We start from the raw sequence: 14,276 nt of genomic DNA, 5'->3' as shown, positions 1-14,276 counted from the left end.
CGGGCCGGTGGCGCCCTCGGACCAGGGCGGGTGACGCCCTCGCGCGGTACCGGCGTACGCCTCGCACCCGGGTCGGTGACGCCTCACACCAGAGCGGGTGCGCGGTCCAGCAGTCGGCTGATCTCACGGACGGCGGCCCGGCCGGCGCGGTTGGCCCCGATCGTCGAGGCAGAGGGGCCGTACCCCACGAGATGGATGCGTTCGTCCCGTACGGTACGGGTCCCGTCCATCCGGATGCCGCCACCGGGCTCGCGCAGCCGCAGGGGTGCGAGATGGTCGATCGCCGCCCGGAACCCGGTCGCCCACAGAATCACATCCGCGTCGACCGTCCGGCCGTCGTCCCAGGCGACCCCGGTCGGTGTGATCCGGTCGAACATCGGCAGCCGGTCGAGAATCCCCTGGTCACGAGCGTGCCTGAGGTCGTCGGTGAGCGGCAGCCCGGTGACCGAGACCACGCTCTCCGGTGGCAGCCCCTTCCGTACGCGCTCCTCCACCCGGGCGACGGCCTCCCGGCCGAGGTTCTCGTCGAACGGCTCGGCCACGAAGACCGGGGGCCTGCGGGTCACCCAGGTGGTGCCGGCCGCGTACCGCGCGATCTCCATCAGATGCTGGGTCCCCGAGGCCCCGCCGCCCACCACGACCACCCGCTGCCCGGCGAACTCCTCAGGACCCGGATAGCCGGAGGTGTGCAACTGCCGCCCCCGGAAGGTCTCCTGTCCGGCGTAGCGGGGCCAGAACGGCCGGTCCCAGGTGCCGGTGGCGCTGATCAGCGCCCGCGCCGCCCACACTCCATCCGAGGACTCCACCAGCAGCCGCCCGCCCTCGCCGTCCCGGACCGCCGTGACATCCACCGGCCGGTGGACCCGGAGGCCGAAGCGCTCCTCGTACGCCGTGAAGTACTCGCCGATCACCTCCGACGACGGCCGATCCCCGTCCGCACCCGTCAGTTCCATGCCCGGCAGGGCGTGCATCCCGTGCACCCTGCCGTACGTCAGCGACGGCCACCGGAACTGCCAGGCACCCCCGGCGCGCGGGGAGTGGTCGAGCACCACGAAATCCTGGTCCGGCACGAGCCCCACGCGCCGCAGATGGTAGGCGCCGGACAGTCCGGCCTGCCCGGCGCCTATGACGACCACGTCCATGTCCCGCGCCCCAGAATCATTCACATTTCTACTAACGGCCGGGGGTTCACGGATCTTCCCGCCCCACGCCTGCGCCCCATGCCTGCGCCGTGCGCCGCCGCTCCACACCGGCGGCTCACATCGGCTGCCGAAGCCCGCGCCCCCGCCCCCGCCTCCGCGCCCCCGTTCCCCCTCCCGCTCCCGGTCACCGTCCCGCCGAGTCGGGCAGGTGCCGGCGGTCCGGGGGAGGATGGACCCATGGCCGGACCCTTCACCACCAGGACGCTGCACCTCACCACCGGCTCCGATGAGCGGGTGACCGATCTGACCCGCGTCTGCGAGGAGTTCCTCACGGAGGTGGCCGCCGGGCGGGACGGCCTGCTCAATGTCTTCGTCCCGCACGCCACGGCCGGCATCGCGATCATCGAAACCGGCGCGGGCAGCGACGACGACCTCCTCGCCGCCCTCCACACCCTGCTCCCCGCCGACGACCGCTGGCAGCACCGCCACGGCAGCCCCGGCCACGGCCGTGACCACGTCCTCCCCGCCATCGTCCCGCCCCACGCGACGCTCCCGGTGATCGGAGGCCGGCTGGAGCTGGGGACCTGGCAGTCGGTGTGCCTGGTCGATACGAATGTCGACAACCCGCACCGCCGGGTCCGGCTGAGCTTCCTGGGCTGACGGCCCGCAGCTGCCCGCCCGAAGCGCCCCACTGTGGGACCCGCGCTCGCGCGGGAACTCACGATGGCCCGCGTCCGACCAACTGCGTGCGGGGTCGGCGAGCGGAGGCGAGGCAGGGGATGGGCGGGCTGGACCTACGGATGCGCGAGGTGGTCTGCCGGCATGGCCGGATCGAGGCGGTCCGGAGGGTGGATCTGGAGGTCGCGGCAGGCGAGCGGGTGGCGCTGACCGGGACCAACGGGTCGGGGAAGACGACGCTGGTACGGGCGGTGCTGGGGCTGCACGCCAGGACGGCCGGGACCATCCTCGTGGGTGGGCGCGGGGCACGGTCGCCGGGGGAGTGGGGATGGCGGCGGCGGGCCTGTGCCTGGATTCCGCAGAAGCCGGCCGCCGGGCGGTTCCCGCTGCTGGGACGGGAGTTGCTGGCCAGCAGTGAGGCACCGGCCGAGGCCGCCGATGCGGCCGGACGGCTCGGCGTCGGGGAACTGGTCGGCAGACCTCTGCACAAGCTGTCCGGAGGACAGTTGCAGCGGATGTATCTCGCCAGGGCGATCGGCTGTGTCGCGGCCGGGGCCGGAGTGCTGCTGGCCGACGAGCCGACCGCCGCGCTCGACTTCACCGGGCAGGAGGAGGCCGCCGACGCGCTGACCGCCCTGCCCGTCACCCTCGTCGTCGTCACCCACGACCGCGCGCTGGCCGAACGCTGCGACCGGGTACTGGAGATGGCCGCCGGACAACTGCGGGAGGTGCGGTGAACATCGCCGCCGATGTGGGTGAACTGCTCCAGCTGGTACCGGTGCAGCGGGCCGGGTTCGCCCTGCTGCTCGCGGCCGTCGGACTGCCCGTGATCGGCGTCGTGATCGTGGGCCTGGACATCATGCCGGTGCGCTTCGCGATGATGCATGTGGCGCTGCTGGGTATCGCGGTGGGACTGCTGACCGGTCTCGACCCGATGCTGTGCGCCCTGCTGGCCTGCGCGCTGGCGGGGGCCGGGGTCGCTCCGCTGGCCCGCACCCCTCAGGGGCTCGCCGGTGCGATGGGGCTGCTGATGAGTCTGGCCATCGCCGGGGCGCTGCTCGTCCTCGCCGTCTCCGGGGTCAACGCCTCGGGCGCGTTCGCGCTGCTCTGGGGCTCCATCCTGTCCGTTGGCACGCCCGATCTGGTGGTGCTCGGAGCACTCGCCGCGGTGATCCCGGCACTGATGTGGTGGCGCCGCCGGGACATCGCGCTGCTGCTGTACGACCGGGAGCTGGCCCAGTGCTCCGGCGTACCCGTGGGTGCGCTCACCCTTGTGCTCCTCGTCCTGGTCGCGGTGGCCGTCGCCGGGGCCATCAAGCTGACCGGAGCGCTCCTGGTCGACGCGCTGACACTGCTGCCCGCGCTCGCCGCCCGCCGGCTCGGCTCCTCCCTGAGGGCGATCACCCTGTGGGCGATCGGGATCGGGATCACCGTCAATCTGACCGGGTTCCTGATCGCCCTCCGGCTGGACTGGCCGCCCGGCCCGGTCCTCGTGCTGACGGCGGGGGCCGCCGTCCTCGCCGTCCATCTCATCCCCGAACGGAGAATCAGCTCATGGCACGCACCCGCGGCCGTATCACTTCCCTCCTCGCACTGAGCGCCGCCCTGCTTCTGGCGACCGCCTGCGGCGGTGACACCGGCTCAGGCACCTCCGGCGACAGCGGCCACGGCAAGGGGGACGGCAAGGGGGAGAGCGACGGGCACGGCAGGGGAGACAGTGCGGGGGACAAGCCGGTGGTGGTCGTGACCACCACCTGGGAAGGGGCGTTCGCCAAGGCGGCGGGCGCCGAGGACATCACGGTGATCGTGCCGTCGTCCGTGCACCACGCCCCCGACTACGACCCCAAGCCCTCCGACCTCGCGGCCGTCGCCAAGGCCGACTTCGTGCTGTACGCGCCCTTCGAGCCGTACGCCGAGAAGATCAAGGAGGCCGCCGGGTCGTCGGCGGAGCTGGTCGAGGTGAAGCTCGACAACGACGCCGGGAACGTCAAGGCGGAAGTGACGCGGCTGGGTGGCCTGTTCGGCACCTCGGACGCCGCCGCGAAGTGGAACACCTCCTTCGATTCGGGTTACGCGCATCTGTCGAAGGAACTGAAGGCGGCCTGGCCCGGCGGGAGGAGTCCCGCCGCCGTCACCCAGGTCTTCACCTCCTGGGCGGCGAAGATGGCGGGCGTCACGACGGTGGGTACCTACGGGCCCGAGGCGGTGACCCCGGCGCAGCTCGCCGAACTGTCGAAGAAGAAGCCCCGGTTCGTGTTCGACAACGCCCATATGTCGACAGGGACCGTGCTGCCCGACTCCGGCGCGAAGCAGGTGAAGATCGTCAACTTCCCCGGCAAGGACCTGGAGCTGCTGCCGGTCTACCGGGACGCCGCCGACGAGCTGAAGAAGGCCATGCGCGACTCCTGAGCCGTCGGCCGCGTTCTGGGCCGCCTCGTCCTGAGCCGCCTAGCCCTGAGGCATGGCGGTGCCGGGTGCCGGGTCGCGGGTGCCTGGGGCCGTGGGACCCGGCGAGCGAGCCGGGCCCCACCCCTCACCCCTGCTCTGCCACCACCCCCGCGGCCATGCGCGCCCGCAGCGCCGCCCGGTCCGGCTTTCCCGCCGGGGTCAGCGGCAGTTCCGCCGCCACCAGCAGGCGTTCCGGGTGTTTGCGGCGCTCCACCCCGCGGTCGGCGAGATGGTCGCAGAGGTCACCGAGGGCCGGCACCCGGCCCGCCCGGGGCACGACACACGCGGTCAGCCGCTCGCCCATGAGGTCATCGGGCACCCCGACGCACACCACGTCCCGCACATCGGGGTGGGTGATCAGCTCCCGCTCCACCTCCGCCGGGCTGATGTTGACACCACCCCGGATCACCAGGTCCTTGAGCCGGCCGACGACATGGAGAACACCGTCCGCGTCGAGGAACCCGAGGTCCCCGGTGCGCACCCAGCCGTCCGGCGTACGGTAGCGGGCGTCCAGTTCGGGGGCGCCGACATAGCAGAGCGGGGTCATCGGGCCGCGTGCGACGATCTCGCCCACACCGCCGTCGGGCAGCCGCTCCTGGGTCCCCGCGTCGGTGACCCGGATCTCGGCGACCCGGGGGTCGGGATGGCCCGCGACCACCCCGCACCCGTCGGAGGCCGCGGGCGCGGCGCTCAGCCCCGTATGACAGTTGACGCCGTCGGCGGACCCGTAGAGATTGACGACCGGACAGCCGAACGCCGACGCGGCGGCGCGCGCCGTGGCCTCGTCGAGCGGTGCGCCGCCGAGGACCAGGGCCGTCGGCACGGGCAACCCGTCCGGTGAGCCGTCGAGGTGCTCCAGCATCATGCGCACCATGGTCGGCACCCCGAAGACATGGGTCGGCCGGTGCTCGCGCATCGCCGCCAGCGCGGCCTCGGGGGTGAAGTGGTCCAGCAGGACGAGGGTTCCGCCGTGCCGGGCCAGGGTGACGGCCGTACCGTTCGAGCCGAACGCCGAGGCGAGCGGCACCAGGAACAGACAGCGCGGCGGCGTGCCGTCCGGCATCAGCGAGCCGAGGAAGTTGCCGCGCCCGCCCGCGAGCGCGTTGTGGGAGTACGCGACCATCTTCGGCTCGGCCTCCGACCCCGATGACACCAGGATGCGGGCCGCCGAGTCGGGGTCGGGCCGGGCTGCGCCGAACTCGGCCGGGTCGGACCGCAGCAGGGCCCGGAACGGGACCGTCCGCTCGGGCGGAGCCCCTGGCCCCACCGCCACCACCCGCCGCAGCGCGGGCAGTCCGGCGGCCATATCGCGCAACTCGGCGGCGTGCGGTCTGCCCCGGTGGTCGACCGCCGCGAGCACGGCGACGGCCTCGGCACGCCGCAGCAGTTCCCCGGCCTCCCGTACGCCCCGGCCCACCGGAAACGGCAGGCACACCGCCCCCAGCGCGGCCAGCGCCAGATCAGCGATCACGGCCGCCCGCCCGGCCGGCAGCTGGACACCCACCACATCGCCGGGACCCACACCGAGGTCACCCAGCCCCACGGCCAGCGATCGCACCTTGCGGTCCAGCGCCGTGTAACAGAGCTTTCCCTTGGCGTCGATGACCGCCGTGCGATGCGGGTCGGCGATCTGCCGGGCCCGGTAGAGGCTGTAGAGGTCGAGATCGGGGCAGGTGCCGTCGACGGCCCAGGAGCGGCGCAGGGCACGGGGCAGCAGATCACGCAGCGGGACGGTCATCGGAAACTCCAGGGAGCCGGGACGGCGGGTGCGCCGTGCGGGTCGCGGGTGATCGCTCCGGCGAAGCGGGCGTCGTGGTACAGACCGGTCAGTTCGGTGGTGACCTCGGTCGCGGACAGCCCCCGGGCGCGCAACAGGTCCAGCGCCGCCCGGGTGGACATCCCCCGCAGGTCGTACGCGCCGACAGCGCGCGCGTCGGCGTCGGCGGGGGCGATCCAGCCGTCGGCGGTGCGCAGCGGACGGCGGAACCCCGCGGGCCGCCGCGCGGCGCGGCCCCGGGCGGCCCGCCGGAGTGCGGGTGCGGTGAGGAGGTCGGCGGCGCCCAGCAGGGAGGAGTCCACCCGTACGCCGTGGCCGGTGCGTTCGCGCAGCAGCAGGCCCGCGAGCACGGCCTCGGCGCCCGTCAGCCCGCCGAGGATGTCGAGGAGGGTCAGCAGGGACGGCGCCGGGGGCTCACCGTCCGGGCGGACGGCCTCACCCACCCCGGTCCTGGCCTGCACCATGAAGTCGGTACCCATCGGGGCACCGGGCAGCCGCCCCGCCCAGCCTCCGGTGTACGCGTAGACCAGCGACGGGTTCACGTCCGCCAGATCGCCGTGGTCGAGGCCGAGTTGCGCGGCCTTGCCCGGCGCCCAGTTGTGCAGGAACACATCGGCACCGGCGGCCAGTTCGCACAGCCGCCGCCGGTCGCCCGGCGACTTGATGTCGATCTCGATCGCGCTCTTGCCCCGGTTGAGGGCCAGCCAGCGGGCGGAGACTCCGGCGCAGGCCGGGGGCATTCCGCGCAGCGGATCGCCGCCCGGCGGTTCGATCCGGATCACCTCGGCGCCCAGCAGCCCCAGCAGACGCGCCGCCAGCGGCGCCTGGATCCGCCGTCCGGCCTCCAGCACGGTGAGTCCCGCGAGCGGTCCCGCCCCCGCCCCCGCCGCCGCACCCGGTTCGCCGACGGCCGCCCGGGGGACGGGAGTTGGCAGGGGCGTCAGAGCCGTCAGTGCCGGGAGGGGTGTCAGGGGCGTCAGGGTCCAGGGCGCCGCGCCGTCGTGTTCGGCGGCACGTTCGGCCAGGGTGCGCAGGGCGCAGACCTCCGCCCCGGACGCGGTGGCGGCCTGCTCGATACGTGACCAGGGGGCCCCGCGTATGACGGTGTGCAGGACATCGGGGAACGGCGCGCAGGCGGTGGCGTAACGGAACTGAAAGGGCCGCCAGCCGGCCCGTACGGCATCCATCGGTGCCCCGATGGCACGCCAGAACGCTCCCCACGCCTCCGGATCAAGGGTCTCCAGCTCGAAGACGACCCCGTCCGCCGAGGTGAACGGCGGGCCGCCGGGCGCCAGTTCGACGGCCTCCGCCTCCTCGGCCCCGGCCGCCGCCAGATACTGCGACACGGCGAGCAGCCCCGCCCGGTCGGCACTGGTTGCCGCCGTCACGGCCGGGCCGCCGCGCGCCTGGGCGAGCAGCCCCGCGAGCAGCGCCTGCACGGTGAGGACGCCGGTCGCGGTGGCGAGGAAGTCGGCCGCCAGGGCACGTGGCACGCCGTCGCGGCGGCCGTGCACCGCCATGACCCCGGTCGCGGCCTGCGCGGTGGCCTCGTCGCACACCGGGCCCGCGCGGTCGGCCCAGCGGAGATTCGCCTCACCCGGCCGGAAGCCGCCCCCGGTCAGTACGGCGTGACCCGGTCCGGAGCCCTGCCGGTCAGCCGGGCCCGTACGGGCGCCGAACAGCCGCAGATGGTCCGTGACCACGCCCATGAGCTGCGGCGGGCCCGAAGCGTCGCAGCGCACCCCGTCAAGTGGCAGCGCGGTCCCCGCGATGCGGGTGGACTGCGCGATGGACGGTGACGTCATGCCTCTCCCTCCAGGGCGCGGAACGACCGGCCCGGGACATGTCCGAGAACCCGGGAACTTCCGGGTGCCCGCACCCGACCAGCTCCCCGGGGAGTCAGTCGGACGGGTGTTCCCCCGGGTTCCCGGGGAAGGGCCCGGGTTCCGGCGCCGAGTCACCGGACCCGGTGATGGGCCGGGCGGACCCGGCGAGGGCCCTTACGGACCCGGCGAGGACGGGACGGACCGGCGCAGTCCCACCGGTCCCGGCGAAGGGGAGAGAAGAGGATGGCGGATCACGGCAACGCGGCGGGCCCGGACCCGGCGGCCGAGGGCGTGGTGGCCGAGGCCCCGGCGGTTCGGGGCGGGCCAGGGGGACCGCTGGGCGAGGCCGGAGAACTGCCCGACCGGTGCGGGGCCGAGCAGTTGCCCGACCGCGACGGGGCCGGGGAACTTCGGGGCCGTGACGGGACCAAGGATCTGCGCGACCGTGGCGAAACCGGGGAACTGGAACTCCGTGACCGTGACGGGGCCGGGGAACTCCGCGACCGGGTGGCGGAGTTCGTCCGCACCCGGGTCATGCCCGCCGAGCCCCTGCTCGACGCCGGCGGCCCCCCGGCCGAGGCCGCCCTGCGCGAACTGCGCGACGAAGCCCGGGCCCAAGGGCTGTGGGCGCTGCCGCTGCCCGCAGGACTGGGCGGCGGAGGGCTCTCCCTGAGCCGGTACGCGGCACTCGCCGAGGTGGAGGGAGCGAGCGACCACGGCCCCGTGGCCCTGGGCTCCGCATCCCTGCTGGATGTGCTGATGCTGCGCAGGCACGCGGGTGGGGCGATCCGCGACCGCTACCTGCGGAGGCTGGTCGCCGGCGAGCTGCGCAGCAGTTACGCCATGACCGAACCGGACGTTCCCGGCACGGACCCGTTCGCGACCGCGACCCGCGCCGAGCCCCGCCCGGACGGCGGCTGGCGGATCACCGGCCGCAAGTGGTTCGTCTCCGGCGCGGGCGGCGCCGATCTGGTGACCGTACTGGCCCGCACCGACGGCGCGGTCGGCGACCGTGAGGGGCTCTCCCTGCTGCTCGTGCCGACCGCCGCGCCGGGCTTCGAGATCGTCCGCGAACTGTGTGTACTCGGCGCGGGCGGCCAGTTCGAGATCGCCCTCGACGCGGTGCCCGTGGACGGTGACCATCTGATCGGCGTACGCGGCCGGGCACTGGACATCGCGGGGGAGCGGCTGCAACGGGGCCGTACCCTGCGCGCGCTGCGCTGGCTCGGACAGGCCCAGCGCGCCTTCGACCTCATGTGCGGGCGTGCCGTCACCCGCGCCGGGACCCGGGGACCCATCGCCGGACACCAGCTCGTCCAGCGCCATGTCTTCGAGTCGCTGCTCGCGCTGCGCACCACCCGGCCACTGGTGTACGAGGCCGTCTCCCGGCTCGAAGCGGATCTCGACGCCCACATCGAATCGGGGCTGGCCAAGGTGGCCGCCGCCCGGATGCTCCAGCAGGTCACGGACGCGGCCATCCAGGTCTTCGGCGCGGCGGGCCTCGGCCCGGACACCGCGCTGCCCGCGCTCTTCCGCTCCGGACGGGCCGCCCGCGTGCTCGACGGCCCGGACGAGCTGCACATCACCTCGGTCGCCCGGCGGGTTCTGCGCGCCTACTCCTGAAGGACCCTTAGGGCGGCGTTCGGGTGCCCTTCAGGTGACCGTGGACGACGTGGACGACGTGGGCGACGTCCCTCATACGTCGCGGAGATCGGTCAGCCCGGTGAGCGCGGCGAGTCCCAGCACCAGGAAGAAATCGCCCCAGACGAGTTCATGGCGGACGGCCGTGCCACTGCCCGCGTCATAGCAGCCGTCGAGCAGCATCCCGGCCGGTCGGCCCCGGTCCGGCCGGGAGAGATGGCCTTCGGCGAGCTGCCGCAGAATCGCCGTCCCCCGGTCGGTGCACCGGTCCGCCCAGGGCCCGGACCCGGCGGCACGCGCGAGCTTCAGCAAAGCGACGGCGGTGATCGCGGCGGCCGAGGTGTCCAGGGGGCCGCCGGGAGATCGCTCGTTCGCGGGCGGGACGAGGGGGGCCGCGCGGGCGGCCGGTTCCGGCCCGCCGGGGTGCCCCACCCCGGGTGGCGGGCCATCGGCGCACCCCGGCGGGCCCCCGGCCGGTTCCGGCCCCTGCGCACCCGCCCGGGGTTCCGGCCCGTACGAACCGGCCCGGGGTCCCGGCCTGTGCGCACCCGCCCGTACGTACGCTTCCGCAGGTTCGAGCGCTCCCCGCGTCAGCGCCGCCGCCGCGCCCTCCCAGGTCCACCCGTCCCGCGCCACGGGGTCGGGGCCGCCGGGCAGCAGCGCGTCCGCGACGGCGAGCAGGAGCCAGGCGCGGCCCCGGCTCCAGCCGGGCGGAGGGTCGGTGAGGGCCCGCCAGCCGCCGCCGTCCGGCCGGTGAATCCAGGCGGGCACCGGGGGCGGCCCCTGCGGACCGTTCCCCGGTACGCCCCCGGCGGTCGGTCCGGGTCCCAGACACAGCCCGAGGGTCCGGCTCAGATGGGATCCGGCCGCCTCCCGGCCCGCCGGTCCCGCCCCGGCCAGCAGTGGCACCAGGCCGGGCACCGTATCGGCGCGGACCAGCAGACGGGGGCCGCCGAACGCCGACCCCCAGGGCACCACTCCGAGGCCGGGGTCGAAGGCGGCCAGCGCGGCACGGGCACCGTCCCGCCGTATCCGTACGGCTCCGGGGTCGTCCAGGGCCGGCGCGGTGCCGTACCAGAGGATCAGCCCCCGGGTGGCGGTGTCCGCCTCTGCCCAGTGGGCGAGCCGCGCGGTGCAGGCGGAAGCGGCGGCACGGTCGGCGCCGGCTCCCGTGTGCCGGGCCCGCAGCCAGAGCAGGCCCGCCCAGAAGCCTCCCGTCCACGCGCCATGGCCGGTCGTCGTCCAGTGGCCCGTGTCCGGGTCGGCGAACAGGGGGAAACGAGGGCCGACTTCGGCGGCGGTGACAGCGACCCGGCCGAGGACCGTCTCCAGCGCCCGCTCGGCCCAGTCGGCGTCCCCTCCCAACGGGGCGGTCGTATCGGCCTGTCGCGGCACATCGCACCGTCTGTCCGGTGTTTCGCCGCGTACGTGGGTTGCTCCGGCGTCGGTTCTGGTCACACCGCACCCGCTGTAGGCCGTTTATCGCATCCGTGGGGTGTGCCGCTGCCCTCACCGGCTGCTCCGCCGTGCGGACCGTTCACACCGCACCCGCCGCCCGATCCGCCGTGCGGCTCCGCGCCCGGTCCCGTACGGCCCAGACCAGTCCCACCGCGCACGCCCCCGCGAACTCCACGGCGACCAGCGTCCAGCCGCCTCCGTAGTGGCCCCTGTCGGCGAACAGGCCGAACAGCGGCGGCCCCACGGCGAATCCGGCGAAGAAGCCGGCGGATACCAGGGCCGAGTCCTGCCCGGCCCGGCCGGGAGCGGCGCGCTGGATCACCAGCACCATGGAGACCGCGTTGCCCGGGATGGCGAACACCCCGACGGCGACCGCCGCGACCCACACCAGCCAGGGGAGGTGGAAGGCCCCGAACAGCAGGGCGGGAACCGCCAGGGCGCCCCCGGCCAGCCAGCCGGGCAGCCAGGCGGCGCGGCCCGGGACAGCGGCCCTCGACCAGCTCACCCGGGAGGCGATGCCCACCGCGCCGAGCACCGCCACCAGAGCCGCCGCCGCGGTGGGGCCCATGCCCAGTTCGCCGGTGCCGAACAGCGCGAGGTAGGTGTTGACGGACGCGAGGCCCGAGCCCAGCAGCAGCGAGAAGGCGGCCAGCCAGGCCAGATCGCCGCGCGGCAGCAGGGCGGAGGCTCCCTTGGGCCCGCTGCCGGTTCCCGGCGCGGGGTCGGGCGGCAGCGCCCGCGCCGCCCACAGGGCGACCAGCAGCGCCGAGCCCGCCGCCGCCCACAGCGCACCGCGCCACCCCACCCCGCCCGCCAGCGCGGCCAGCGGCAGCCCGGCGGCGAACGCGCCCAACTGCACACCGGACTGCTTCATCCCGGTCACCACGCTCCGGCGCTCGGGCCGGACGGCCGCCAGGATCGCCTTGTTCGTCGCCGGATTGGCCAGCGCCTGCGGCAGGCCGCCGAGCGCTACGGCGGCGAGCAGCAGCCCCGCGCCGGGGGCCGCGCCGATAAGCGCCAGCGCGGCGGCGGCCAGCAGCATCTGGGCGACCAGCGAACGGCGCGGGCCGATCCGGTCCACCAGCCGCCCGCCGGCCGGGGACAGCAGCGCGGCCGTACCAAAGCCGATGGTGGTCGTCAGACCCAGTGTCGTGGCCGACAGTCCGAGGCCGTCGACCAGGCGCGGGGCGAGTGCGCCGATCAGGAACAACTGCAGCATGGAGAAGGCCATGGCACAGGTCAGCAGCGCCGTGAGCCGCCGGTCTCCTGCCCCGCCCCGCGTTCCCTTCGCCGCCCTGTCCCGCAGCCCCGTTCCGGACCCGTCTCCAGGCCCGTCCACGCCCGGGAGACGCCGCTCCGCTGTCACCGATGCCTCCGTTTCCGCCGCCCGCCGTGGGTACCGCCGGGTTATGGATTCTCCGTGGTCCAACACCAGTCAGTCGTACGGGAGAAGAGCGGAGTTCCCCGGGGCAGCTGTGTTCCGTGTCACCCGGGAGGAGCCATCGGCGGGGGTACGGAAAATTCTCCGAGCCGGGGGTCAAGCGGCCCGGCCTGATGCGAGGATGAGCCCGCCATGACTGGGAACAGATGTTCACGCGCGCTGAGGGCCGCGGTGTTCGCGGCCGTCTGTGTGCTGCTCGCTGTCATCGGTCACGTACTGATGTCCGGAACATCCGTATCCTGGTGGGGTGTCGGCGGTGCCCTGGCGCTGACGGCGGTCGCCGCCTGGGCACTCACCGGCCGGGAGCGCGGACCGCTCCTCGTCGCCTCCGCGGCCGTCGCCGTACAGACGGTGCTGCACTTCGTCTTCTCGTTCGCCCAGTCGGCGGTCCACCCCTCCGTGTCCGGTGCGGCGTCGTTCGGCCGGCAGTGGGTTTCCTCGCTCCGGTACGGCGGGGGCCCGCGCGAGGGCGACGGTGCCCCGGGCGTGTCCCCCGGGGTGTCCCACCCGGCCGCGCACCATCCCGCGCATGTCCCAACCCCGTCCGCCGGTCGCAACGGGACAGCCGGTCACAGCGGGACAGTGGACCACGGCGGGACAGTGGAGACGGCGGGCACGGAGCCCTTCGGGGCAGGTGTGGACCCCGGCCACGACATGGGCGGGATGTCCCCGCTCGGGATGCTCGCCGCCCATCTGCTGGCGGCCCTGCTGTGCGGGCTCTGGCTCGGCTACGGCGAGCGGGCCGCGTTCCGTATCGCCCGCGCCTTCACCGGATGGCTCTTCGCCCCCCTGCGCCTGGTACTGCGGCGGCTCATGCCCGTACGGGCGCCCCGGAACTTCCGGGTCCGGCGCGGGTGGGGCGCGCGCCGGCCCCGGCTCCTGCTGCTCTCGCACGCCATCACCTCACGGGGCCCGCCGAGGGAACGAGCTGCCGTCTGACGGCAGTTTCTCCCCGGCGGCGCGCGGTCCTGCCGACGCGCCCCGGGCACCGGTCCCGTCTTTCCGCGGGCCCGTTCCCCACGCGTACCGGCGACGCCGCTCCCTGAGCCGTGCCGGACTTCTCCTTTGTGAAGGACATCTGGCGATGACTGCTGCCCTGATCACCACCGCGCCGACCGCGCCGCCCGCCGCCGGAACCCGGGGTCGTGGCCGGTCCCGTACCGCTGTGACAGCCACAGCCACAGCCACAGCCACAGCCACAGCCACAGCCACAGGCACAGGCACGGCGACCGGGGCTGTCGTGGCGAGCGGTCCCGTGACCGCGCCCGGGACCGGCGGCCCGGCGAGTGCTGCCTTGACCGTCGCGACGAGCGGTTCCGCGCCAGCGACCGCGACTGCAACTGCCGCTGGTACCGCGAACGAGACGGCGACCGTGACCGCTTCCGTGGACGCGGCGGCGACCCGACTCGCGCTCGCCGCGCGGGACGGGGACCCGGGCGCGGTGGACCTGTTCGTCCGCGCGCTGCACCGCGATGTGTGGCGGTATGTCGCCTACCTCAGCGCGGACGCCCAACTCGCGGACGATCTCGCGCAGGACACCTTTCTGCGGGCGCTCAGCAGCCTCCACCGCTTCGAGGGCCGTTCATCGGCCCGGACCTGGCTGCTGTCCATCGCGCGCCGCACCGTGGTGGACAGCCTGCGCCATGCCGCCGCCCGCCCCAGGATCTCGGGCTGCGACGACTGGCTCGCCGCCGCCGAACGGGCCCAGCCGTGCGGGCTGCCCGGCTTCGACGACGGAATCGCGCTGGCGGAACTCCTCGATCTGCTGCCCGACGACCGGCGTCAGGCGTTCGTGCTCACCCAGCTCACCGGGCTGCCCTACGCCCAGGCCGCGCTGGTCCTCGACTGCCCGGTCGGCACTGTGC

The 14,276-nt window shown here is 74.6% G+C and carries 12 protein-coding genes; 7 read left to right on the top strand and 5 right to left on the bottom strand.

Annotation, left to right across the window (positions count from 1 at the left end; genetic code table 11):
• Positions 1-83 precede the first annotated feature (83 nt).
• A complete protein-coding gene (locus ACWF94_RS05600) occupies positions 84-1,166 on the bottom strand; it encodes an NAD(P)-binding domain-containing protein (RefSeq protein WP_453484974.1) in 1,083 nt (360 codons plus the stop codon).
• A 213-nt stretch (positions 1,167-1,379) separates the two neighbouring features.
• Between ACWF94_RS05600 and ACWF94_RS05595 the strand changes: the two genes are divergently transcribed.
• The 4 genes from ACWF94_RS05595 (at position 1,380) to ACWF94_RS05580 (ending at position 4,229) form a co-directional block, all read left to right on the top strand.
• The gene (locus tag ACWF94_RS05595; protein WP_453484973.1) at positions 1,380-1,802 is read left to right on the top strand and encodes a secondary thiamine-phosphate synthase enzyme YjbQ; all 423 of its coding nucleotides are present in this window, start codon (positions 1,380-1,382) and stop codon (positions 1,800-1,802) included.
• 119 nt (positions 1,803-1,921) lie between these two features.
• Positions 1,922-2,557 (top strand): ATP-binding cassette domain-containing protein, encoded by a 636-nt coding sequence (locus ACWF94_RS05590; protein WP_453484971.1) that lies wholly within the window; start codon positions 1,922-1,924, stop codon positions 2,555-2,557.
• Complete coding sequence (locus ACWF94_RS05585; RefSeq protein WP_453484969.1) at positions 2,554-3,417, top strand: metal ABC transporter permease; 864 nt, start codon at positions 2,554-2,556, stop codon at positions 3,415-3,417. The genes ACWF94_RS05590 and ACWF94_RS05585 overlap by 4 nt, the downstream gene beginning before the upstream one ends.
• Positions 3,375-4,229 carry an ABC transporter substrate-binding protein gene (locus ACWF94_RS05580; protein WP_453484968.1) on the top strand — a complete coding sequence of 285 codons (855 nt, stop codon included), beginning with the start codon at positions 3,375-3,377 and terminating at the stop codon, positions 4,227-4,229. The genes ACWF94_RS05585 and ACWF94_RS05580 overlap by 43 nt, the downstream gene beginning before the upstream one ends.
• Before the next feature lie 124 nt (positions 4,230-4,353).
• On the opposite strand, the gene ACWF94_RS05575 is transcribed toward ACWF94_RS05580, so the two are convergent.
• Both ACWF94_RS05575 and ACWF94_RS05570 read right to left on the bottom strand, forming a co-directional pair.
• The gene (locus ACWF94_RS05575; RefSeq protein WP_453484966.1) at positions 4,354-6,006 is read right to left on the bottom strand and encodes a class I adenylate-forming enzyme family protein; all 1,653 of its coding nucleotides are present in this window, start codon (positions 6,004-6,006) and stop codon (positions 4,354-4,356) included.
• Entirely contained in the window at positions 6,003-7,850 is a 1,848-nt protein-coding gene (locus ACWF94_RS05570) for a CoA transferase (protein WP_453484964.1), read from the bottom strand. The genes ACWF94_RS05575 and ACWF94_RS05570 overlap by 4 nt, the downstream gene beginning before the upstream one ends.
• A 264-nt stretch (positions 7,851-8,114) precedes the next feature.
• On the opposite strand from ACWF94_RS05570, the gene ACWF94_RS05565 reads away from it, so the two are divergent.
• Entirely contained in the window at positions 8,115-9,494 is a 1,380-nt protein-coding gene (locus tag ACWF94_RS05565; RefSeq protein ID WP_453484962.1) for an acyl-CoA dehydrogenase family protein, read from the top strand.
• Between the two features lie 72 nt (positions 9,495-9,566).
• Here ACWF94_RS05565 and ACWF94_RS05560 read toward each other — a convergent pair whose 3' ends face one another.
• Together ACWF94_RS05560 and ACWF94_RS05555 are read right to left on the bottom strand one after the other, a co-directional pair.
• Positions 9,567-10,877, bottom strand: coding sequence for a sugar ABC transporter permease (locus ACWF94_RS05560; RefSeq protein ID WP_453484960.1), 1,311 nt, complete (start codon positions 10,875-10,877; stop codon positions 9,567-9,569).
• 172 nt (positions 10,878-11,049) lie between these two features.
• On the bottom strand, positions 11,050-12,336 hold the full coding sequence (locus ACWF94_RS05555) for an MFS transporter (RefSeq protein WP_453484959.1): 1,287 nt from the start codon (positions 12,334-12,336) through the stop codon (positions 11,050-11,052).
• A gap of 207 nt (positions 12,337-12,543) precedes the next feature.
• Here ACWF94_RS05555 and ACWF94_RS05550 point away from each other — a divergent pair, with 207 nt between their 5' ends.
• Together ACWF94_RS05550 and ACWF94_RS05545 are read left to right on the top strand one after the other, a co-directional pair.
• On the top strand, positions 12,544-13,350 hold the full coding sequence (locus ACWF94_RS05550) for a hypothetical protein (RefSeq protein WP_453484958.1): 807 nt from the start codon (positions 12,544-12,546) through the stop codon (positions 13,348-13,350).
• 433 nt (positions 13,351-13,783) lie between these two features.
• The coding region (locus ACWF94_RS05545) for a sigma-70 family RNA polymerase sigma factor (protein ID WP_453484956.1) at positions 13,784-14,276 on the top strand (493 nt) is incomplete at its 3' end.

This window comes from Streptomyces sp. NPDC055078 (assembly GCF_053607985.1).
Note: the sequence above shows the minus strand (reverse complement) of the source record. Positions and strands in the feature narration are given on the sequence as shown.